Origin of the sequence: Pseudonocardia sp. WMMC193 (assembly GCF_021728735.1) — a bacterium.
Classification (GTDB): Bacteria; Actinomycetota; Actinomycetes; order Mycobacteriales; family Pseudonocardiaceae; genus Pseudonocardia; species Pseudonocardia oroxyli.
On sequence record NZ_JAKKDO010000003.1, the window covers coordinates 1,810,752 to 1,831,383 of the forward strand.

The 20,632-nt window shown below is 74.3% G+C and carries 20 protein-coding genes; 9 read left to right on the plus strand and 11 right to left on the minus strand.

The genetic code is table 11. The annotated features are described in order from the left end of the window. Positions 1-4: 4 nt before the first annotated feature. Genes L3X23_RS10110 through pyrR form a run of 3 tightly spaced genes read right to left on the minus strand, consistent with a single transcriptional unit; the run spans position 5 to position 2,807 of the window. The gene (locus L3X23_RS10110; RefSeq protein WP_237191968.1) at positions 5-1,291 is read right to left on the minus strand and encodes a dihydroorotase; all 1,287 of its coding nucleotides are present in this window, start codon (positions 1,289-1,291) and stop codon (positions 5-7) included. Continuing rightward, the gene (locus L3X23_RS10115) at positions 1,288-2,232 is read right to left on the minus strand and encodes an aspartate carbamoyltransferase catalytic subunit (RefSeq protein ID WP_237191969.1); all 945 of its coding nucleotides are present in this window, start codon (positions 2,230-2,232) and stop codon (positions 1,288-1,290) included. Before L3X23_RS10115 ends, L3X23_RS10110 begins: the two co-directional genes overlap by 4 nt. Beyond that, the gene (pyrR, locus tag L3X23_RS10120; protein WP_237191970.1) at positions 2,229-2,807 is read right to left on the minus strand and encodes a bifunctional pyr operon transcriptional regulator/uracil phosphoribosyltransferase PyrR; all 579 of its coding nucleotides are present in this window, start codon (positions 2,805-2,807) and stop codon (positions 2,229-2,231) included. The genes L3X23_RS10115 and pyrR overlap by 4 nt, the downstream gene beginning before the upstream one ends. Before the next feature lie 491 nt (positions 2,808-3,298). Between pyrR and L3X23_RS10125 the strand changes: the two genes are divergently transcribed. Next, the gene (locus tag L3X23_RS10125; protein ID WP_093077966.1) at positions 3,299-3,790 is read left to right on the plus strand and encodes a transcriptional regulator; all 492 of its coding nucleotides are present in this window, start codon (positions 3,299-3,301) and stop codon (positions 3,788-3,790) included. A 107-nt stretch (positions 3,791-3,897) separates the two neighbouring features. On the opposite strand, the gene L3X23_RS10130 is transcribed toward L3X23_RS10125, so the two are convergent. The 7 genes from L3X23_RS10130 to L3X23_RS10160 form a co-directional block, all read right to left on the minus strand. After that, positions 3,898-4,524, minus strand: coding sequence for an energy-coupling factor transporter transmembrane protein EcfT (locus L3X23_RS10130; RefSeq protein ID WP_237191971.1), 627 nt, complete (start codon positions 4,522-4,524; stop codon positions 3,898-3,900). Beyond that, positions 4,521-5,195, minus strand: coding sequence for an energy-coupling factor ABC transporter ATP-binding protein (locus tag L3X23_RS10135; protein WP_237191972.1), 675 nt, complete (start codon positions 5,193-5,195; stop codon positions 4,521-4,523). Before L3X23_RS10135 ends, L3X23_RS10130 begins: the two co-directional genes overlap by 4 nt. Next, complete coding sequence (locus tag L3X23_RS10140) at positions 5,192-6,325, minus strand: thiolase family protein (RefSeq protein ID WP_237191973.1); 1,134 nt, start codon at positions 6,323-6,325, stop codon at positions 5,192-5,194. Before L3X23_RS10140 ends, L3X23_RS10135 begins: the two co-directional genes overlap by 4 nt. Continuing rightward, positions 6,322-7,527 carry an AMP-binding protein gene (locus L3X23_RS10145; RefSeq protein ID WP_237191974.1) on the minus strand — a complete coding sequence of 402 codons (1,206 nt, stop codon included), beginning with the start codon at positions 7,525-7,527 and terminating at the stop codon, positions 6,322-6,324. Before L3X23_RS10145 ends, L3X23_RS10140 begins: the two co-directional genes overlap by 4 nt. Continuing rightward, the gene (locus tag L3X23_RS10150) at positions 7,524-8,090 is read right to left on the minus strand and encodes a biotin transporter BioY (RefSeq protein ID WP_237191975.1); all 567 of its coding nucleotides are present in this window, start codon (positions 8,088-8,090) and stop codon (positions 7,524-7,526) included. Before L3X23_RS10150 ends, L3X23_RS10145 begins: the two co-directional genes overlap by 4 nt. A 95-nt stretch (positions 8,091-8,185) precedes the next feature. Further along, positions 8,186-8,443, minus strand: coding sequence for a DUF6295 family protein (locus L3X23_RS10155; RefSeq protein WP_093077980.1), 258 nt, complete (start codon positions 8,441-8,443; stop codon positions 8,186-8,188). A gap of 2 nt (positions 8,444-8,445) precedes the next feature. Next, entirely contained in the window at positions 8,446-9,186 is a 741-nt protein-coding gene (locus tag L3X23_RS10160; RefSeq protein WP_237191976.1) for a dienelactone hydrolase family protein, read from the minus strand. A gap of 56 nt (positions 9,187-9,242) precedes the next feature. Between L3X23_RS10160 and L3X23_RS10165 the strand changes: the two genes are divergently transcribed. Further along, positions 9,243-10,484 (plus strand): aspartate aminotransferase family protein, encoded by a 1,242-nt coding sequence (locus tag L3X23_RS10165; RefSeq protein ID WP_237191977.1) that lies wholly within the window; start codon positions 9,243-9,245, stop codon positions 10,482-10,484. A gap of 97 nt (positions 10,485-10,581) precedes the next feature. Then, positions 10,582-11,796 carry a DNA polymerase IV gene (gene dinB / locus L3X23_RS10170; protein ID WP_237197987.1) on the plus strand — a complete coding sequence of 405 codons (1,215 nt, stop codon included), beginning with the start codon at positions 10,582-10,584 and terminating at the stop codon, positions 11,794-11,796. A gap of 119 nt (positions 11,797-11,915) precedes the next feature. Here the strand turns inward: dinB and L3X23_RS10175 are convergent, their stop codons facing one another. Continuing rightward, positions 11,916-12,386 carry a hypothetical protein gene (locus L3X23_RS10175; protein ID WP_237191978.1) on the minus strand — a complete coding sequence of 157 codons (471 nt, stop codon included), beginning with the start codon at positions 12,384-12,386 and terminating at the stop codon, positions 11,916-11,918. A gap of 156 nt (positions 12,387-12,542) precedes the next feature. On the opposite strand from L3X23_RS10175, the gene L3X23_RS10180 reads away from it, so the two are divergent. The 6 genes from L3X23_RS10180 to cydC all read left to right on the plus strand — a co-directional run bounded on the left by L3X23_RS10180 (position 12,543) and on the right by cydC (position 20,622). Then, positions 12,543-13,829 (plus strand): acyl-CoA dehydrogenase family protein, encoded by a 1,287-nt coding sequence (locus tag L3X23_RS10180; protein ID WP_237191979.1) that lies wholly within the window; start codon positions 12,543-12,545, stop codon positions 13,827-13,829. 103 nt (positions 13,830-13,932) lie between these two features. Beyond that, positions 13,933-14,706 carry an alpha/beta hydrolase gene (locus L3X23_RS10185; protein WP_237191980.1) on the plus strand — a complete coding sequence of 258 codons (774 nt, stop codon included), beginning with the start codon at positions 13,933-13,935 and terminating at the stop codon, positions 14,704-14,706. 130 nt (positions 14,707-14,836) lie between these two features. Then, entirely contained in the window at positions 14,837-16,258 is a 1,422-nt protein-coding gene (locus tag L3X23_RS10190) for a cytochrome ubiquinol oxidase subunit I (RefSeq protein ID WP_237191981.1), read from the plus strand. Between the two features lie 43 nt (positions 16,259-16,301). After that, positions 16,302-17,291, plus strand: a complete 990-nt coding sequence (gene cydB / locus L3X23_RS10195; RefSeq protein WP_237191982.1) for a cytochrome d ubiquinol oxidase subunit II — start codon at positions 16,302-16,304, stop codon at positions 17,289-17,291. Then, positions 17,291-18,937: a thiol reductant ABC exporter subunit CydD gene (gene cydD / locus L3X23_RS10200; protein ID WP_237191983.1), complete on the plus strand. Its 1,647-nt coding sequence runs from the start codon at positions 17,291-17,293 to the stop codon at positions 18,935-18,937. Before cydB ends, cydD begins: the two co-directional genes overlap by 1 nt. After that, a complete protein-coding gene (cydC, locus tag L3X23_RS10205; RefSeq protein WP_237191984.1) occupies positions 18,934-20,622 on the plus strand; it encodes a thiol reductant ABC exporter subunit CydC in 1,689 nt (562 codons plus the stop codon). Before cydD ends, cydC begins: the two co-directional genes overlap by 4 nt. The last annotated feature ends 10 nt before the right edge of the window (positions 20,623-20,632 follow it).

Consider the following 20,632-nt stretch of genomic DNA (forward strand, 5'->3'; position numbering starts at 1 on the left):
CTGCTCATACCGCCACCTTCCCGTCCCGGGCGGTGACCCGGCCACGCAGAACCGTCGCGACCACCGCTCCGGGCAGCCGCATTCCCTCGTACGGCGTGTTCGCCGCCTTGCTGGCCAGGCCCGCGCCCCGGACCGTCCACTGGGCCTCCGGGTCGACCAGGCAGAACGTCCCGGGCTCCCCGACGGCGATCGGCCTGCCCTGGTCGGGCAGCCGCCCGATCTCCGCCGGCTTCTCGCTCATCACCCGCGCCACGCCCCGCCAGTCCAGCAGGCCGGGCTCGACCATCGTGTGGACGACCACGGACAGCGCCGTCTGCAGGCCGAGCATCCCCGGCCGCGCCGCCGCCCACTCCGCGTCCTTGTACTGCGCGGCGTGCGGGGCGTGGTCGGTCGCGACGACGTCGATCACGCCCTCCGCGAGCGCCTCGCGCATGGCCTGGGTGTCCGCCCCCGTGCGCAGCGGCGGGTTGACCTTGTTCACCGGGTCGTACCCGGTCAGCCTGCCGTCGGTGAGCAGCAGGTGGTGCGGGGTGACCTCGGCCGTCACGCGGATGCCCTGGGCCTTGGCGTTGCGCAGGACCGCGACGGTGTGCACCGAGGAGACGTGGCAGACGTGCAGGTCCGCCCCGGCCTCGCGGGCCAGCGCGCAGTCCCGGAAGACGATCGTCTCCTCGGCGGTGGCGGGCCAGCCCGCCAGCCCGAGCCGGGCGGCGACCGCGCCCTCGTGGGCCTGCGCCCCCTCGGTGAGCCGGTGGTCCTCCGCGTGCTGGGCGATCACCACGTCCAGCGCACTCGCGTACTCCAGCGCGCGGCGCATGATCAGCGGGTCGTTCACGCAGGAGCCGTCGTCGGAGAACATCCGCACCCGGGCGCCGGAGTTCGCCATCGTGCCGAGCTCGGCCAGCTGGGTCCCCTTGCGCCCCACCGTGACCGCGCCGACCGGGTGCACGTCGCACAGCCCGATCTCGGCGCCGCGGCGGCGGACGTGCTCCACGACGACCGCGGTGTCCTGCACCGGGTCGGTGTTCGGCATGGCGAAGACGGCGGTGAAGCCGCCGAGCGCCGCGGCGTGCACGCCGGTCTCGACGGTCTCGGACTCCTCGCCGCCCGGCTCGCGCAGGTGGACGTGCAGGTCGACCAGGCCGGGGAGCAGCACGTGGCCGCCCGCGTCGAGCACCTCCGCGTCGTCCGACGCCAGGTCGGTCCCGATCTCGGTGATCACCCCGTCCTCGACGAGGATGTCCACGGCCTCCTCGCCGTAGGGCTTCGCGTTCGTGATCAGCAGTGTCATTCGGGCGCTCCGGCCAGCAGGTGGTAGAGGACGGCCATCCGCACGTGCACGCCGTTGCGCACCTGGGCGAGGACCTTGGCGTTCGACGAGTCGGCGACGGCGGGCGCGATCTCCATGCCGCGCACCATCGGACCGGGGTGCAGCACGGGCGCGCCCTCGGGCAGCAGGGCGAGCCGGTTCTCGTTGAGCCCGTAGGCGATCGCGTACTCGCGGGCGCTGGGGAAGAAGCCGCCGTGCATGCGCTCGGCCTGCACGCGCAGCATCATCACCGCGTCGAGGGCGGGGAGCTCGGCGTCGAGTGAGTGGGAGACCCGGCAGGGCCACTCGGCCACCCCCGTGGGCAGCAGCGTCGGCGGCGCGACGAGGACCACCTCGGCGCCGAGGGTGGAGAGCAGCAGCACGTTCGACCGGGCGACCCGGGAGTGCAGCACGTCCCCGACGATGCCGATCCGGCGCCCGGCGATCGCGCCCAGCTCGTCCCGCAGGGTCGCGGCGTCCAGCAGCGCCTGGGTGGGGTGCTCGTGCGTGCCGTCCCCCGCGTTGATCACGCTGGTGTGGGTGCCGGTGACCGCGGCGTCCCTGTCCTGCCAGCCCGCGACGCGGTGCGCGGCCCCGGAGGCGGGGTGGCGCATGATCACGCAGTCCGCGCCCATCGCCGAGACGGTCAGCGAGGTGTCGCGCAGCGACTCCCCCTTGGACACCGACGAGCCCTTGGCGCTGATGTTGATCGTGTCGGCGCTCATCCACTTGCCCGCGATCTCGAACGAGACCCGGGTGCGGGTGGAGTCCTCGTAGAACAACGTGACGACGGTGCGCCCGCGCAGGGTCGGCAGCTTGCGGACCTCGCGGCCGAGCAGCGTCTCCTTGAGCCGGGAGGCGGTGTCCAGCAGGCCGGTCGCGGTGGCGGCGTCGAGGTCCGCCACGGACAGGAGGTGCTTCACTCGCCGTCCCCTCTCTCGATCGCCACGCCGTCCCCCTCGTCGGTCTCGGCGAGGCGGACCAGGATCCGCTCCGCGCGCGAGGTCGGGACGTTCTTGCCGACGTAGTCCGCCCGGACCGGCAGCTCGCGATGTCCGCGGTCGATCAGCACCGCCAGCTGGACGGCGCGCGGACGGCCCTCGTCCCGCAGCGCGTCGAGCGCGGCGCGGACGGTCCGGCCGGACATCAGCACGTCGTCGACGAGCACGACGAGCTTGCCGTCGATGCCGCCCTCGGGCACCGCGGTGTCCTCCAGCGCGCGGGCGGGGCCGCGGCGCAGGTCGTCCCGGTAGAGCGTGACGTCGACCGAGCCGACGGCCGGGGCGGCCCCGCTGAACTCGGTGACCGCGGCGGCGAGGCGGCGGGCCAGGACGGCCCCGCGGGTCGGGATGCCGAGCAGGACGAGGTCTGCGGTGTTGCCGGGACCGAACGCCGTCTTCTCGATGATCTGGTGCGCGATCCGCGCGATGGTGCGGGTGACATCGGCAGCGCTGAGCAGCTCGCGCGCGCCGACCTCCCCGCGGCGGGGTTCCGCCACGAGTTGCTCTCCTTTCCCGCCTCACGGGACGGGGTTAAAGAAGGGGGACTGTCGACCGCGAACCCTAGCAAGGTGGCCGCGGCGGCACCCGACCCGGCTCGTCCGGTCACGGCCTCATCACGATCTGCGCACCCGTCGCGGTCGGCGACACGTGACACCCACAGGGACGCGGCACGGGCCCGGTGCACACGTGGCGTACGGTCACCCAGCGCCACACCCACACGGCCACCACGCGTACCAGCGGATGCGCTGCGTGGTGGGCGGACCGTGGCAGTGGTGGCCGACATACCGCCGTCGGGGGACGGGACATCCTTCGTTCGGGTGGGAAAGTCCCACCAGGCACCCGTCCGGGGCCACCCGGCTTGACCTGCGCCGCGGGACCGGCGCATGATTACTCTGCGTATTGATCGACAGCGATCAGGGTCGTCGCTGCGCGTCACAGGTCCACCGGCTCGCGAGCCGTGGTCGACCAGGAATGAGGAGATCGCCACATGGGCGACTACGCCAAGGCGCTCGGGGGGAAGCTCCGAGCCATCCGGCAACAACAGGGGCTGTCGCTGCACGGCGTCGAACAGAAGTCCGGGGGCCGCTGGAAGGCGGTCGTCGTCGGGTCCTACGAGCGCGGCGACCGCGCCGTGACCGTGCAGAAGCTGGCGGAGCTGGCGGACTTCTACGGCGTCCCGGTGGCCGAGCTGCTCCCCGAGGGCCGGGTGCCGTCCGGTTCCGAGCCGGCCACGAAGATCGTCATCAACCTCGAGCGGCTCCAGCAGCTGCCCGCGGACAAGGTGGGCCCGCTGGCCCGCTACGCCGCCGCGATCCAGTCCCAGCGCGGCGACTACAACGGCAAGGTCCTGTCGATCCGGGCCGAGGACCTGCGTTCCTTGGCGATCATCTACGACATGACCCCCGGCGAGCTGACCGACCAGCTCATCGACTGGGGTGTGCTGCCTCCCGAGGCCCGTCCGTCGCACCGGGTGGACTGACACCGCCCGGTTCCGATCGGTTCCGTGCACCGGGGAAGGGCGCACGGCACCGACTCCCCCGACGGCGGCGGGCTCCGGCCCGCCGCCGTCGGTCCGTCCCGGGCCGGTCAGCCGGTCCGCTCGTCCGCGTCCTCGTCCCCCACACCGCGGGCGGCGAGGGCCTCGCCCAGCTCGTCGGCGTGGCGCAGGGTGCGGACCACGAACGGCACGGCGAACGCCGTCGGCGACCGGCCCGCCCCGCGGGCGACGGCCGCCTCGCGCACCGACGCGGCGATCGCCGCCAGGGTCCCGACGGCCTGCACCGTGAGCCCGACCAGCAGGCCCAGCCGCTCCGGGCGCACCCCGAACCGGCGCAGCGGTCCCAGCCCCCGTTCCACGGCCGCCACGACCGCGTCGATCCGCGTGGTCAGCGTGAAGAGGCTGGCGGCAGCCAGCGCCGCGACCAGGCTCAGCACGGTCACCGCCGCGGCCTGCGGACCGACCAGCCACAGCTGCAGCCCACCCACGAACACGGCCAGTACGAGCAGCAGCCGCGCGACCTGCCAGACCCGCGCCCACGGCGGGCGGGCGACCGCGTAGCCCACCGCGACGAGCCCGCAGGCGCCCGCGAGCCAGCCCACGTCCCTCCGCACCACGACGAGCGTCACGACCACGAGCAGGACCAGCAGCTTCGGGCCCGCAGGCGCCCGGTGGAGCGGGCTGGTCCCGGGCGCGTACAGGCCGAGCGGGTTCATCCGACGAGCTCCCGGTAGTACCGGATCGCGGGCCCGGGGGCGTCGTCCGCCACGACCACGCCCCCGTCGAGGACGACGACCCGGTCGAACCCGGCGAGCAGGTCCAGGTCGTGGGTGACCAGCAGGACCTGCTGGCGCAGCCCGGCCAGGATGTCGGCGAAGCGGCGCGTGTTGCGCAGGTCGAGCAGCGTGGTGGGCTCGTCGCAGACCAGCACGTCCGGGTCGAGCGCGAGCATCCCGCACAGGGCGAGCAGCTGCTTCTGCCCACCCGAGAGCTGGTGGGCGGGATGGTCGGCGTAGCCCTCGAGCCCGTGCGCGGCGAGGACCTCGGCGGCGCGCGCGGCCCGCTCGGCGCGGTTCTTCACCGTGCGCCGCAACGAGAACGCGACGTCCTCCCCCGCCGTCGGCATCACGATCTGGCTGTCCGGGTTGGTGAACACGAAGCCGACCCGCCTGCGGACGGCCGCGCCGTCCGACGTGGGGTCGAGCCCGTCGACCCGCACCTCGCCGTGCGTCGGGCGGACCAGGCCGTTGACCATCCGGGCCAGTGTGGACTTCCCGGAGCCGTTGGCGCCCACGAAGCCCACGCGCGCCTCGGGCAGGGAGAGGGTGACGTCGTCGAGCACCGGGCGGTCGTCGTAGCGGTGGGAGACGGCGCGGTAGGAGATCACCGGTCTGCTCCGGGCACGTGCTCCCACAGCGCCGCGACACCGAGGCCGCCGCCGGCCGACAACGCGGTCAGCCCCAGCCGTCCGGCACCCTCGCGGACCAGCCTGCTGAACAGCCGCACCACGAGCACGGCCCCGGACGCGCCCCACGGGTGCCCGAGCGCCACGGCCCCGCCGTCCGGGCTCACCGCCTCCTCGGGCAGGTCCGCGGCGTCCAGGCAGGCGAGGGTCTGGCCGGCGAAGGCCTCGGTGAACTCGACGACGTCCGGGTGCCCGTGCGCCAGGACCTCCCGCATCGCGGGCACCGCGCCGAGGCCCAGCCGCCGCGGGTCGACCCCCGAGGTGGCGCTCGCCACGAGCCGGAGGCCGGGAACACCCAGCTCACGGCGGACGTCCTCGCTCACCACGAGGACCGCCGCGGCCCCGTCGCTCACCGCGCACGAGTTCGCCGCGGTCGCCGTCCCGTCGGGGGTGAAGGCGGGGCGGAACCGCGCCAGCCGCGCCGCCGTGAACCCGGCGCGCGGCCGCTGGTCGCGCGAGACCGCGCCTGCGGTCCCGGCGAGCGGCACGAGCTCGGCGTCGAACCGGCCCGCGGCCTGGGCGGCGACCGCGCGCTCGTGGCTGCGCAGGGCGAAGCGGTCCTGCCGCTCCCGCGAGATCCCGGCCTCCCGCGCCACCAGGTCGGCGGCCTCCCCCATCTCCGGGTCGCCGAGCTCCGCGGGCGCGAACGGGGCGCGCGTGTAGGGGGTGGGCGGGTCCGTGCGGAACGCGCGGTGCGGCGCGGTGGACGCGCTCTCGGTGCCGCCCGCGAGGTACGCCCGCCCCTCCCCGGCCCGGATCATGCTGCAGGCCACCGTGATCGCCGCGAGCCCGCTCGCGCACTGGCGGTCCACGGTCAGTCCCGGCACGCCCTCGCCGAGCCCGGCCCGCAGGGCGGCGACCCGGGCGGTGTTGCCCCCGGGCCCGAACACGTTCCCGAGGATCACGTCGTCGACCGGCGGGGCGCCCGGGACGTCCGCCCGCACGGCCCGCAGCACCGGCGCGGCGAGCTCGTCCGCGGTGAACGCGCGCAGGATCCCGCCCGCGTTGCCGATCGGGGTCCGGCGAGCGGCGATCACCACCGGCCGGGTCATCGGAGGGGCTCCGCGGCGAGCGTGCCCGCGGCGAGGGCCGCGGTGAGCGCGGCGCGGGCGGGCTTGCCCGCCGGAGTGCGCGGGATCTCCTTCGCCCGCAACCAGATCCGCGGCCGCTTGCGCGGGTCCAGGCCGGCCCGGGCGGCCGCGCGCAGGTCGGCGAGCACGGGCTCGCCCTCCACCACGGCGGTGACCACGGCCCCGAGCCGCGGGTGCGGCGAGCCGGCGACGACGACGTCCGACACCCCGGGCACCGCGCGCAGCACCGCCTCGACCTCCTCGGCGGCCACCAGGAAGCCGCCGGAGCCGATCGTCGCGGACTCGCGCCCGTGGACGGTGAGCACGCCGTCGACGATGTCGACGCGGTCCCCCACGCTGGTCCACTCCGGACTCGGGTCGAGCACGCCGCCGCGCAGCCTGCCGTCGACCGCGAGCGGGGAGCGCACCCACAGCTCGCCCGCCCGCACCTCCAGGTCCACCCCGGGGACCGGGCGCAGGACCCCGTCCCGCCGGATCGCGATCAGCGAGTGCTCGGCGGAGCCGTAGTACTCCAGCAGCTCCGGTCGGCGCAGGCCCTCCGGCACGTGCGCGCCCCCGCACACGACCAGCTCGAACGGGACCGCGGCCAGCTCCGGCAGCATCGCGGGCACGACGTGGACCGTGGCGGCCCCGCGGGCGGCCGCCGCGCTCAGCCGGGGTGCCAGCCGCAGCTCGGCGCCGCACCACAACGCGTGCAGGGCACCGAACAGGAACAACGACGAGCTGAGCGGCCCGGCGACCAGCACCGGGCCCGGCACCGCGCCCAGCGCCTCGAAGCTGCGCAGCCAGGAGGCGCGAGAGCGCTGCAGGACCTTCGGCGTGCCGCTGCTCCCGGAGGTCGTGGGCAGGTAGAAGGGCGCGGCGAGGTCGACCGGGATGTCCTCCACCGTCCCGGAGCCGGCGTCGGGGGTGCCCTCCACCACCGTGTCCGGGCGGGCGTCCGCCAGCACCCCGGCCCGCTCGCGCGCGGACCAGCCGGGTTCCAGGACCAGGGCCGCCGCCCCGCGCCGGTCACAGGCCAGGAACCAGGAGAGGACGTCCCCGTCGCCGATCGCCACCCGCGCACCCGGGCCGATTCCCCGGCGCTGCAGCTCGGCGGCCCCGGCCCCGACCCGCGCGGCGAGGTCCGCGGGCAGGGCGGCTCCGCCGAGCACCGGGGTCACGTGCGCCCCACGAGCCGCCCCGGGAGCGCGCGGTGCACCAGCGACGCGACGAGCGCGGCGATGACGACCTTGGCGAGGTCACCGGGCACGAACACCAGCGACCCGGTGACCGCGGTCGACCACGAGCCCGTGTACACCGCCAGCCACGGGATCCCGACCAGGTAGTCGGCGACGAGCCCGGCGAACGCGGCGAGGAGCAGCAGCGGCAGCCCGGGCCGTCGGGCGCGCTGCGCGATCAGGCCGCTGACCAGCGCCGACAGGATCCATCCGAGGAGGAACCCTCCGCTCGGGCCGACGAAGGGGGCGAGCCCGCCGCGCCCGCCCGAGAGCAGCGGCAGCCCGATCGCGACCAGCGCGAGCAACAGCAGCACCGCGAACACCGCCCGCCGCGCCCCGACCAGCACCCCGGCCAGGAACGGGCCCATGTTCTGGACGACGATCGGCACCCCCGACGCCCCGACGTAGACGCCCGGGAACAGCCCCAGCACGGCGATGAACGCCGCCAGGACGACGGTCGTGGCGAGGTCGGCGGCAGGCGCGGCGGCGCGCGGGCGGTCGGACACGGGTGAAGGTTAGCCGGCGGAACCCGGTCCTCCGCTGTCGCGCCCGCCACTCCCACTCGGCTCGGCTCGGTCCTGCTCGGTCTGCTCAGTTCTGCTCAGTGGTGCTGCGCACGCTCCACCGTGGTCTGCAGCGCCGCGAGGAGCTCGCGGGCCGACTCCAGGGACAGCTCCACCGCCACCCGCGCGCCCGGGCCGCGGTCCGGGGCGAGGAAGTCGATGTTCACGGTGTGGTCGTCCGGGGCGTGGACCGGGTGGTCGTAGTAGACGGTCGCGGTGCGCAGCGGGAACCAGCCCTCGGGTCCCTTGCCGCTGCTGCGGCGCACCTCGATCCGCTCCGTGGAGTAGGTGCACACGGTTACAGGTACCTCCCGAAGAAGGCCTCGATCCGCTCCCAGCCGTCGTTCGCCGCCTCCGGCCGGTAGGCCGTGCGGTTGACGGCGAAGAAGGCGTGGCCCGCGCCCTCGTAGCGGTGGAACTCGTAGGTCTTCCCGTTGTCGCGCAACAGCTTCTCCAGCTCGTCGACGTCCGCGGGCGACGGATGGGCGTCGTCCTGGCCGAACAGGCCGAGCAGCGGCGCCCGCAGCTCGGGCACCCGGTCGGCCAGCGGCGCGACCTGCAGCGGGAAACCCTCCGGCGGCGTCCCGACGACGAACGCGCCGTAGCAGTCCACGGCCGCCTGCACGTCGACCTCGACCCCGCTCAGGAAGGCCTGGCGGCCGCCGGAGCAGTAGCCGATCGTCCCGACCCGGCCGTTCGACGTCGGCAGGTCCCGCAGCCACCGCGCGGCGCCCTTCGCGTCCCCGACGAACCGCTCGTCCGGCACGCCGCCCCGGGCGCGGGCGGCGGCGGCCGCGTCGTCCGGGGCGGCGCCGGGAGCCTCCCGGCTGTAGAGGTTGACGCAGATCGCGTCGTAGCCCAGCACCGCGAAGCGGCGCACGATCTCCTTCGTCTCCTTGTCGTAGCCGGGCATGTGGTGGATCACGATCACCCCGCCGCGCGGCCCGGGGGCCATCGGGCGGGCCGTGTAGGCCTCGATGAGGTCGTCGCCGTGACCGCGGATCCCCACGGTCTCGGCCAGGACGGCGTCGTACGCCACGTCTCCTCCTCGCTGGGATGGCTCGGCTGTCGGGTCCCTGCCTACCCTTGTCGACCATGAGCATCGGCACCGAGTCCCTGTGGCACCCGTTCGCGGCGATGGAATCGGTCAAGCGGTCCCAGACGGTGATCACCCGGGCCGAGGACGTCTGGATCTGGGACGCCGCGGGCACCCGCTACCTCGACGCCACCGCGAGCCTCTGGTACGCCAACGCGGGCCACGGCCGCCGGGAGATCGCCGACGCGGTCACCGCCCAGCTCGGGAAGCTGGACGCCTACCACCTGTTCACCGACTTCGCGAACGAGCCCGCCCTCGCCCTGGCCGACGCGCTCGCCGCCCGCGCACCGATGGCGGACGCGAAGGTGTTCCTCACCAGCGGCGGCGGCGACTCGATCGACACCGCCGCCAAGATCGCCCGCGCGCACTTCGCGCTGACCGGGCAGCCGGACCGCACGATCCTGCTGCACCGCGAGCACAGCTACCACGGCACGCACGGCCTGGGCACCTCGCTGGCGGGCATCCCCGGCAACCGGGTGGCGCCGCCGTTCGTGCCGGACGTCGTGCAGACGGCGTGGAACGACGCCGAGATGCTCGAGGAGACCCTCCGCGAGCTCGGCCCGGAGCGGGTCGCGGCGTTCTTCTGCGAGCCCGTGATCGGGGCGGGCGGGGTGCTGCCGCCGCCGCCCGGGTACATCGAGGCGGCGGCGCAGGTGTGCGCGCGCCACGGCGTGCTCTTCGTCGCCGACGCCGTGATCTGCGGCTTCGGCCGGCTCGGCGACTGGTTCGGGGTGGACCGCTTCGGCATCACGCCGGACCTGGTCACCTTCGCCAAGGGTGTGACGTCCGGGGTCCAGCCGCTCGGCGGCGTGCTCGCCTCGGGCGCGGTCGCCGCGCCCTTCTGGGACACCCCGGGCACCGTGCTGCGGCACGGCCAGACCTACTCCGGGCACCCCGTCGCCTGCGCCGCCGGGCTCGCCACGGTCGAGCTCTACGAGCGCGACGGGCTCTTCGCCCGCGCGGACGCCCTGGAGGGGCCGCTGCTGGAGCGTCTGCAGGGCCTGGCGGACCACCCGCTCGTCACCGAGGCGCGGGGCGGCACCGGCTTCCTCGGCGCCCTCGAGCTGGTGCCCGACCGGCCGGGGATCACCGGGCGCGTGGCGAACGCCGTCCGCGAGCACGGGGTGATCATCCGTCCGATGGTGAGCGCGCTGGGCTTCAGCCCGCCCCTGACGGCGACGGAGGACCACCTCGACCAACTCGCCGAGGCCGTCCGCAAGGGCCTGGACCAGGTCGCCTGACTTCCCCGCCGAGAGGAACCTGAGGGCGATGCCGAGGGTGCCGGAATCGCCCTGAGGTTCATCTCGGCTGGGAATTGTCGGGGGCGGATGCGAACATCTGTTCGTGTCGCGGATCCTGAGCAGGGCGGAGGCGTCGATCCTGCACGCCGACCTCGACTCGTTCTACGCGTCGGTCGAGCAGCGGGACGCGCCGCGGCTGCGCGGGCGCCCGGTCATCGTGGGCGGCGGGGTGGTGCTCGCCGCGTCCTACGAGGCCAAGGCCTTCGGGGTGCGCACGGCGATGGGCGGGCGGCAGGCGAAGGCGCTCTGCCCGCGCGCGATCGTCGTGCCGCCGCGGTTCGCCGCCTACGCCGAGGCCAGCAAGGCGGTGTTCGCCGTCTTCCGGGACACCACCCCGGTCGTCGAGGGGGTGTCGATCGACGAGGCGTTCCTGGACGTCGGCGGGCTGTGGCGGATCGCGGGCTCCCCCACCGCCGTCGCCCGGCGCCTGCGGGAGCGGGTGGCGGGCGAGGTGGGCCTGCCGATCACCGTGGGGGTGGCCTGCACGAAGTTCCTGGCGAAGGTGGCCTCGGGGGTGGCCAAGCCGGACGGGCTGCTGGAGGTCCCGCCGGGCGGGGAGCTCGCGTTCCTGCACCCGCTGCCCGTCGGCAGGCTGTGGGGCGTCGGGAAGGTCACCGAGGCCAAGCTGCACGCGCTGGGGATCCGGACCGTGGGCGAGGTGGCGGACCTCGGCGAGGCCACGCTCGTGAGCCTGCTCGGCCGGGCCTCCGGGCGGCACCTGCACGCCCTGGCGCACAACCACGACCCCCGCGTGGTCGACACCGGCGTGCGCCGCCGGTCCATCGGCTCCCAGCGCGCGTTGGGCCGCCGCCACCGCACCCCCGAGGAGCTGGACGTCGTCCTGGCCGGGATCGTCGACCGGCTCGGGAAGCGGCTGCGCGGGGCGGACCGGACCTGCCGCACCGTCGTCCTGCGGCTGCGGTTCGGCGACTACACGCGCGCCACCCGCTCGCACACCCTCGCCCGCGCCACCGACCACACGCCGACCCTGCTGGCCGCGGCGCGCAGGCTGCTGGCGGACTCGCTGTCGACGTGTCTGGACCGCGGCACCACGCTCGTCGGGATCTCGCTCACGAACCTCGACGCGGGGGACGCGATGCAGCTGACCCTGCCGTTCGAGCGCACCGACGGGCCGGATCTGGACCGCACGCTCGACGACCTGCGGTCCCGCTTCGGGTCCGAGTCGGTCACCCGGGCGGCCCGGCTGGGCCGCGACCAGGGCTGGGAGGTGCCGCTGCTCCCCGACGGCTAGAGACGGATCTGCCGGTATCGGCGAGGGGGCTCCCCAGTCCCCGCCGATACCGGCGTCCTGTTCAACGAGCGGACCCGCGCGGGGTCACCCCACGCCGGGTTGCCGTCGGGTGAACTCCGTCATGCGGTGGAGGTCCGCCCCGACCAGGCGGGCTCGACCTCGGCCCAGCGGCGCTCCCAGACCGCGGCGTTCCGCCGCCAGGTGACCAGCCGGACGAGCCGCCAGCCGCCATAGACGAGCAGGAGACCGAGCAGCGCGGCCAGCACCCCGACGACACCCCCGACCAGGCCCGCCGCGAGGGGCGAGACGGGGGCCCGCACCACGGTGCCCGCGCGGTCGGTCCAGAGCGGGACCTGCGCCCCCGGTTCGGCGCCGATCGGCGCGCTGACCAGCCCGGATCGCGGTGTGCCGTCCGGGGCGGTCCAGCTCGCGAGGACGCGGCGCGAACCGGGGCTCACGTCGTCGTCCGCGGGCGGGAGGTCCGGGATCCGGGTGACGGTCGCCTGGACGGTCGACCGTTGCGCCCCCTCGCTCGCCGCGCGCGCCGCGACCGAACCGTGCGCCATCACCCCGAGGACCGCGGCGATCACCAGCAGGACGACGCCGATCCCGCAGAGCAGGACGGCGGCCGCGTCCTCGATGCGATGGGAGAGGAGTCGCCCGGCGTCCGGACCGCGTTACCCCTTCTTTGAAGCGTGTGCATCAACTAGCGTGGGTCACCGGAGCCGAAGCAGCGGAGGTGCACGATGGCGTGGGACTTCTCCACCGAACCCGAGTTCGAGAAGAAGCTGGCGTGGATGCGGGAGTTCGTCCGCGAGGAGATCTACCCGATCGAGACGCTCGACCTGAGCCCGGAGCAGTACGCACGCATCACCGCCCCGCTCAAGGAGCAGGTCAAGGAGCAGGGCCTGTGGGCCGCGCACCTGCCGCCGGAGCTGGGCGGTGGCGGGTTCGGCCAGGTCAAGCTCGGGCTGATGCACGAGATCCTCGGCGCGAGCCGGTTCGCGCCCGGCATCTTCGGCAACCAGGCGCCGGACTCCGGGAACGCCGAGCTGCTGGCGATCGGCGGCTCGCCGGAGCAGAAGGAGCAGTGGATGTTCCCGCTGCTGCGCGGCGAGCTGCGGTCCTGCTTCTCGATGACCGAGCCCGGCGCGGGCGCGGACCCGACGCTCCTCACCACCCGCGCGGTACTGGAGGGTGACGAGTACGTCATCAACGGGCACAAGTGGTTCTCGTCGAACGCGAGCCGGGCGGACTTCCTGATCGTGATGGCCGTGACCGACCCGGACGTCTCGCCGTACCAGGGCTCGTCGATGATCATCGTCCCGGTGGACACCCCCGGGGTGACCATCCTGCGCGACATCCCGGTGATGGACCACTCCACCGTGCACCCGCAACTCGAGGGCGGACACGCCGAGATCCTCTACCAGGACGTCCGGGTGCCGAAGACCAACCTGGTCGGCAACCCCGGCGACGGGTTCAAGCTGGCCCAGCAGCGCCTCGGCCCCGGCCGCATCCACCACGCGATGCGGTGGCTGGGGCAGTCGAAGCGCGCCTTCGACATGCTGTGCGAGCGGGCGGTCTCGCGCTACGCGCACGGCTCGGTGCTCGCCGACAAGCAGATGATCCAGGACTGGGTCGCCACCTCGGCCGCCGAGATGCAGGCCGCCCGCCTGCTCACGCTGCAGGCGGCGTGGACGATGGACCAGGTCGGCGCGTCGAACGCCCGCAACGAGATCGCCATGATCAAGTTCTGGGGCGCGCGGGTGCTGCACGACGTGATCGACCGGGCCATCCAGATCCACGGCTCGCTCGGCTTCTCGGGCGACCTGCCGCTGGAGCAGATGTACCGGGCGGCCCGGGCCGCGCGGATCTACGACGGCCCGGACGAGGTGCACAAGGCCACCCTCGCCAAGCGCATCCTGCGTGGCTACGAAGCCGTCGACGTGCCCACCGAGCACGTCCCGACCCGCACCGAGGCCGCCCGCACGAAGTTCGCGCAGTACCTGGAGCTGGCCACCGCGAACGACTAGCGCTCCGCGCCCGTGCGCGGTAAGTGGTGCTCTGGCACCACTTACCGCGCACGACCGCTCGGCGCCGCGGAAAACCGCCGGCGGGCCGCGGTATCCCTACGGGATGGACGTCACCTCCGACCGAACGCTCGACGACGGTGTCCGCGAGCGCCGTTTCACCCTCACCGCCGCCGGCGACCCCGACGGAGCCCCTGACGGAGCCCCCGGCATCCTCTGGACCTCCGGGCCCGGCCCGCTGGTCCTGCTCGGCCATCCCGGCGGACTGGACCGGATGTACCCGCGGCTCCTCGACCGGGCCCGCGACGCTCTGGCCGCCGGGTTCACCGCGGCGACCCTCGAGCTGCCCGGTTGCGGCGACCGCCCCCGCGCGCCGGACGCCGAGGCCGCCCGCGCCGACCTGCGACGGGCGATCCTCGCCGGCGAGAAGGTCCTGGACGAGACCGTCGACCGGCTCGTCCTCCCGCTCGTCGACGCCGCCGTCCCGGAGCACCGCGCCGCGCTCGACGTCCTGCTGACCCTGCCCGGCCTCCACGGGCCGGTCGGGCTCGCGGGCGGGAACATCGCGATCGGCGTCCGGATGGCGGTGGTCGAGCCGCGTCTCGCCGCCGCGGTCCTGTTCGCCGGCAGCCGCATCCCGCGCCGGGCGCTGGCCGAGGCTCGCACCGTGGCGGTCCCCGTGCACGTCCTGCTGCAGTGGGACGACGAGGACAACGACCGCCAGGAGGCCCTCGACCTGTTCGACGCGCTCGGCAGCGCCGAGAAGACCCTCCACGCCACCACGGGCGGCCACACCGGTGTCCCCCGGTTCGCGGGGCGGGCCGCCAACGACTTCCTCGCCCGACACCTCATCCGCGCGTCCGTCGGTCGTGCGCGGTAAGTGGTGCTCTGGCACCACTTGCCGCGCACGGGTGCCGGAGGCGCTGCTCACACCACAGCGATCTTCTACTTCGTGTAGAACTGAACCCGAACGCTCTACATGTTGTAGAAGTTCGGGAGGAGCCTCCGCCATGGCGCTGGACCTGGCCCGTTGGCAGTTCGGGATCACGACGATCTACCACTTCCTGTTCGTCCCGCTGACGATCGGGCTGTCGGTGATCGTCGCGTCCCTGCAGACCGCCTGGCATCGCACCGGCCGCACCGAGTACCTGCGCGCCACCAAGTTCTTCGGCAAGCTCTTCCTGATCAACTTCGCCATGGGCGTGGTCACCGGGATCGTGCAGGAGTTCCAGTTCGGGATGAACTGGAGCGCCTACTCGACCTTCGTCGGAGACGTCTTCGGCGCCCCGCTGGCCATGGAGGCGCTGCTGGCCTTCTTCCTCGAGTCGACCTTCATCGGGCTGTGGATCTTCGGCTGGGACAAGCTCCCCCGGCGCGTGCACCTGGCCTGCATCTGGGCCGCCGCGATCGGCACCAACCTCAGCGCCTACTTCATCCTCGCCGCGAACGCCTGGATGCGACACCCCGTCGGCTTCGAGATCGACCCGACGACCGGACAGGCCCGCCTGACCAGCATCTGGGCAGTTCTGAGCAACGACCAGGCGTGGTCGACCTACCTGCACGTCGTCAGCGCCGCGTTCATCGCCGCGGGCCTGTTCGTCGCCGCGGTGAGCGCGTACAAGCTGCTCACGCGCAAGGACGAGCGCGAGCACGAGCTGTTCCGCAGGACGCTGCGCGTCGGGTTCGTGGTCACCCTCGTGGCGGGGATCGTCGTCACGGTGAGCGGCGACCACCAGGCCAAGCTCATGGCGCAGTACGAGCCGATGAAGCTCGCGGCCGCCGAGGCACTGTGGGACGACGAGCACGCGGCCGGGTTCTCGATCTTCGCCGTCGGCGACATCCAGGACGGCCGCAACCACGTCAACGTCCAGGTCCCCGGCCTGCTCGCCTTCCTCGCCACCGGCGACTTCGACGGGGACGTCCAGGGCATCAACGACATCCAGGAGCGCCTGACCGCGGAGTTCGGGCCGGGCAGCTACATCCCGAACGTCGGGCTCCTGTACTGGGCCTTCCGGATGATGATGGGGCTGGGCCTGGCCGGGGTGGCGATCTCGGTCGTCGGGTTGTGGCTGACCCGGGGCGGGCGCCTCTTCCGGTGGGACTGGCAGTACCGGCTCGTCGTCGCCGCCCTGCCCGCCGCCCTGCTGGCGAACATCTTCGGCTGGATCCTCACCGAGATGGGCCGCCAACCCTGGACGGTCGTCGGTGAGCTGCTCACCGCGAACAGTGTGAGCCCCGGGGTGAGCCTGACCGAGGTGGCGATCTCGCTGTCCGCCTTCACGCTGATCTACGCGGTGCTGGCGGTGGTCGAGTTCGGCCTGCTCGCGAAGTACGTGAGGGCGGGCACCGCCGCGGTGATGCCGTACCCCGAGAACGACGCCGCCGAGCCCGACCGCACCGACGACGACCGCGTCCCCGCGTTCGTCTACTGAGGACCTGCTCGTCAGGGTCCGCACCTCGACTCAGGAGCCCACGATGGATCTTCCCCTGGTCTGGTTCCTCGCCATCGCCGTCCTGTGGACCGGCTACTTCGTCCTGGAGGGCTTCGACTTCGGCGTCGGCGCCCTGCTCCCCGTGCTGGCCCGCGACGACACCGACCGCCGCGTGATGATCAACTCGATCGGGCCGGTCTGGGACGGCAACGAGGTCTGGTTGATCACCGCCGTCGGCGCCACGTTCGCCGCGTTCCCGGCCTGGTACGCGTCGATGCTGAGCGGCTTCTACCTGCCCGTGCTGCTGATCCTGCTCGCCCTGATCGGGCGGGGGGTGGCGTTCGAGTACCGCGGCAAGGGCGACACCGCCCGCTGGCGGGCCCGTTGGGACACGGTGATCGTGCTCGGCAGCGCGATCCCGGCGTTCCTGTGGGGCCTGATCTTCGCCAACCTGGTGCGGGGCCTGGAGATGGGTGCCGACCACGTCGTCACGGCGAGCGTGTTCGCCCTGTTCAACGGCTACGCGGTGCTCGGCGGCCTGCTCACCCTGAGCCTGTTCCTGCTGCACGGCGCGGTGTTCCTGACGCTGAAGACCGACGGGCCGGTGCGGGTGCGGGCGCGCGCCTTCGCGGGCCGCTCGGTGCTGGTCGTGCTCCCGCTGCTGGTCGCGTTCGTGGCGTGGACCGCGCGCGGCGGGGCGCTCGCGGCGGGCGTGGTCGCCGTCGTCGCCCTGGTGGCGGGCGCCGTCGCGATCCGACGCGGGCGGGAGGGCTGGGCCTTCACCGCCACCGCCGTCGCGGTCGGCCTGCTCTCGGTGACGATCTTCGGGACGCTGTTCCCGGAGGTCCTGCCCTCGAGCACCGACCCCGCCTTCTCGCTGACGATCGCGAACGCCGCCTCGGCGCCCTACACGCTGACCGTGATGAGCTGGGTCGCCCTGGTGTTCCTGCCCCTGGTCCTGGGCTACCAGGCGTGGAGCTACTGGGTGTTCCGCAAGCGGGTCGGCCGCGACCACATCCCCGCGGCGCACTGATGAGACCCCTCGACCCCCGCCTGCTGCGCACGGCGAGCGCCGTCCGCACGCACCTGCTCGTCGCCATCGGGTGCGGGGCGGCCCTCACCGGGCTGATCCTGCTGCAGGCGTGGCTCGTGTCCCGGGTGATCGCGGACGCCACCGCGGGAGCCGGGCTCGAGGAGCTCGCCCTGGTGATCGCGGCCGTCGCCGCGGTCGCGGTCGCCAGGGCCGGGCTCGCCTACGGCTCGGAGGCCGCGGCGCTCCGCAGCGCCGCGAAGGCCAAGTCGCAGCTGCGGATGCAGCTGGTCGAGCACACCACCCGGGGCCGCCCGCGGAACGCGGGCGAGCTCGTCACCCTCGCGACCCGGGGCCTCGACGCCCTCGACGACTACTTCGCCCGGTACCTCCCCCAGCTCGTCCTCGCCGTGCTCCTGCCGGTGGCCGTGCTGGTCGTGGTGGCGGGCGCGGACTGGATCTCGGCGGTCGTGATCGCGGTGACCGTCCCGCTGATCCCGCTGTTCATGGCGCTCGTCGGGATGCACACCCAGGCCCGGACCGCGCGGCAGTGGTCGCTGCTGGAGCGGCTGGGCGGACACTTCCTCGACGTCGTCGAAGGGCTCCCGACCCTGGCCCTGTTCCGCCGGGCGAAGGCCGAGGCCGCGCTGGTCCGGCGGGTCACGGACCAGCACCGCGAGGCGACCATGGGCACGCTGAAGGTGGCGTTCCTGTCCGCCTTCGTGCTCGAGGTGCTCGCCACGCTCGCGGTCGCGCTGGTCGCGGTGGAGATCGGGTTCCGGCTGCTGTGGGGTGACCTCCCGCTGAGCACCGCCCTGTTCGTGCTGATCCTGGCCCCGGAGGCGTACCTGCCGCTGCGCGAGGTCGGGGCCCGCTTCCACGCCTCGATGGAGGGTGTCGCGGCGGCGGAGAAGGTGTTCGCGGTGCTCGACTCGCGCGACGGCGGGCCCGACGGCACCGCGCCGGCCCCGCGCGGCGACATCGAGCTGGACGACGTCTGGGTCGTCTACCCCGAGCGGACCGCGCTGTCCGGTCTGTCGGCGGTGTTCCCGGCCGGCCGGACCACCGTGATCAGCGGTCCGAGCGGCGCGGGCAAGTCGACGATCCTGAACCTGCTCCTGCGCTTCACCGAGCCCACCGCGGGCCGGGTCACCGTGGGCGGCGTGGACCTCGCCGACGTCGACACCGCGGCCTGGCGACGCACCCTCGCCTGGGTCCCGCAGGACCCCCACCTGTTCGACGAGAGCCTCGCCGACAACATCCGGCTCGGCGCCCCCGACGCGACCCTCGACGAGGTCCGCCGGGCCGCGCACCGCGCGGAGCTGGACGAGGTCGTCGCGGATCTGCCCGAGGGCCTGGACACCCGGCTCGGGGAGCGCGGGACGCGGCTGTCGAGCGGGCAGCGCAGGCGCGTCGCGCTGGCCAGGGCCTTCCTCCGGGACGCGCCCGTGGTGCTGCTCGACGAGCCCACCGCCCACCTCGATCCCGACAACGCCGCGGCCGTGCGCCGCGCCGTCGAGAGCCTGACCGAGGGCCGCACCGCCGTGATCGTGACCCACGACCCCGCCTGGACCACCCCCGAGCGGCGCACGGCGCTGTCGCTCACCCCCGCGGAGCGGACGGGCCGTTCGCCGGAGATGGCCCGATGAGCGCCCCGGAGGAGCGAACGGCGCAGCCGTTCACCGGCGGGCGCGGCGGGCTGGTGCGGATGCTCGCGTTGGCGCGGCCCCGGGGCGCGCGGTTCCTGCTCGGAGTGCTGCTGGGGGCGGTCGCCACCGCGGCCGGGGTCGGGTTGCTGAGCCTGGCGGCCTGGCTCATCGCCACCGCCGCGACACATCCGCCGGTCACCGCGCTCAGCGTCGCGGTGGTGCTGACGCGGGCGCTGGGCGTCACCCGCGGGGTGGCCCGCTACCTCGAGCGGCTGGTCACCCACGACGCCGCGTTGCGCACCCTCGCCGAGGCCCGCGACCGCGTCTACGCCCGGCTCGCGGCGACCGAACCGGTGCGCCGGTTCCGCAGCGGCGACCTGGTGAGCAGGCTGGTCAGCGACACCGACGCCACCCAGGACCTGCTGGTCCGCGGGCTCACACCCCCACTGAGCGCGCTGCTGGTCGGCGGCGGCGTGGTCGCCCTGTCGACGGCCCTGCTCACCGAGGGCGGGCTGCTCCTGCTGAGCGGGCTGCTGCTGGCCGGGCTCGCGGTCCCGCTGCTCGCGGCGCGGCTGGGCCGGGGCCCGGCCCGCCGGGCCGCGGCGGCGCGCGCCGAGCTCGCCACCCGGCTCGTCGACACCCTGCACGGCGCCCCCGACCTGCTCGCCTACGGCGCGATGGACCGCGCGCGGGCGCAGGTCGGCGCGGCCGACGCCGCCCTGACCCGGGCCGCGCGCCGGGACGCGGCCATCCTCGGCTTCGGGGCGGGCGCCACCGCCCTGATCGCCGGGCTGACGCTGTGGGGCTCGCTGCTGCTCGGCGTCGCGGCGGTGACCAGGGGCGATCTCGCGCCGATCCCACTGGCGGTCCTGGTCCTGACCGCGCTGGCCGCGTTCGAGATCGTGGCGCCGCTGACCGCGGCGGCGGCCCGGCTCGGGGCCGTCCGGGAGAGCGGCGACCGGCTGTTCGCGGTGCTCGACACCCCACCGGCCACCGCCCCCGCGGACCCGACCCCGGTCCCGTCCCACCCCGCCGACCTGCGGATCCGCGGGCTGCGGGCGGGCTACGGCGACACCGAGGTCCTGCACGGGGTCGACCTGGACGTGCCCGCGGGGGCGCACGTCGCCGTCGTCGGGCCCAGCGGGGCGGGCAAGAGCACGCTCGCCGCGGTGCTGTTCCGGTTCATGGACGCCACCGGCGAGGTCCGGCTCGGCGAGACCGACCTCCTGCGCCGCAGCCCGGACGCGGTGCGTGCCGCGGTGAGCGGCGTCCCGCAGGACCCGCACGTCTTCGACAGCACCGTCCGGGAGAACCTGCGCCTGGCCAGGCCGGACGCGACCGATCCCGAGCTGCGGGACGTACTGGACCGGGTCCGGCTCGACCTGGGGCTCGACGAGCGGGTCGGCACCCACGGGCACCGCCTCAGCGGCGGCATGCGCAGGCGGCTCGCGCTCGCCAGGGCGCTGCTGACCGATCCCGCCCTGCTCGTCCTCGACGAGCCGACGGCCCATCTCGACCCGGCCACCCGGGACGTCGTGCTCGACGACCTGCTCACCGCCGCGGCCGGCCACACCACCCTGCTGATCACCCACGACCCCGCCCTGCTCGACCGCATGGACCACGTTCTGCGCATATCGGACGGACGCGTACAGACCCCTCTCAGCATGACCACAGCCCGGCACTGAGACGCTTCCC

Bases quoted from the DNA above. Each gene is read 5' to 3' on its own strand.
- L3X23_RS10110 (WP_237191968.1), bottom strand. From the start codon at position 1,291: ATGACACTGCTGATCACGAACGCGAAGCCCTACGGCGAGGAGGCCGTG.
- L3X23_RS10125 (WP_093077966.1), top strand. From the start codon at position 3,299: ATGGGCGACTACGCCAAGGCGCTCGGGGGGAAGCTCCGAGCCATCCGG.
- L3X23_RS10130 (WP_237191971.1), bottom strand. From the start codon at position 4,524: ATGAACCCGCTCGGCCTGTACGCGCCCGGGACCAGCCCGCTCCACCGG.
- L3X23_RS10140 (WP_237191973.1), bottom strand. From the start codon at position 6,325: ATGACCCGGCCGGTGGTGATCGCCGCTCGCCGGACCCCGATCGGCAAC.
- L3X23_RS10165 (WP_237191977.1), top strand. From the start codon at position 9,243: ATGAGCATCGGCACCGAGTCCCTGTGGCACCCGTTCGCGGCGATGGAA.
- L3X23_RS10180 (WP_237191979.1), top strand. From the start codon at position 12,543: ATGGCGTGGGACTTCTCCACCGAACCCGAGTTCGAGAAGAAGCTGGCG.
- L3X23_RS10185 (WP_237191980.1), top strand. From the start codon at position 13,933: ATGGACGTCACCTCCGACCGAACGCTCGACGACGGTGTCCGCGAGCGC.
- L3X23_RS10190 (WP_237191981.1), top strand. From the start codon at position 14,837: ATGGCGCTGGACCTGGCCCGTTGGCAGTTCGGGATCACGACGATCTAC.
- cydB (WP_237191982.1), top strand. From the start codon at position 16,302: ATGGATCTTCCCCTGGTCTGGTTCCTCGCCATCGCCGTCCTGTGGACC.
- cydD (WP_237191983.1), top strand. From the start codon at position 17,291: ATGAGACCCCTCGACCCCCGCCTGCTGCGCACGGCGAGCGCCGTCCGC.
- cydC (WP_237191984.1), top strand. From the start codon at position 18,934: ATGAGCGCCCCGGAGGAGCGAACGGCGCAGCCGTTCACCGGCGGGCGC.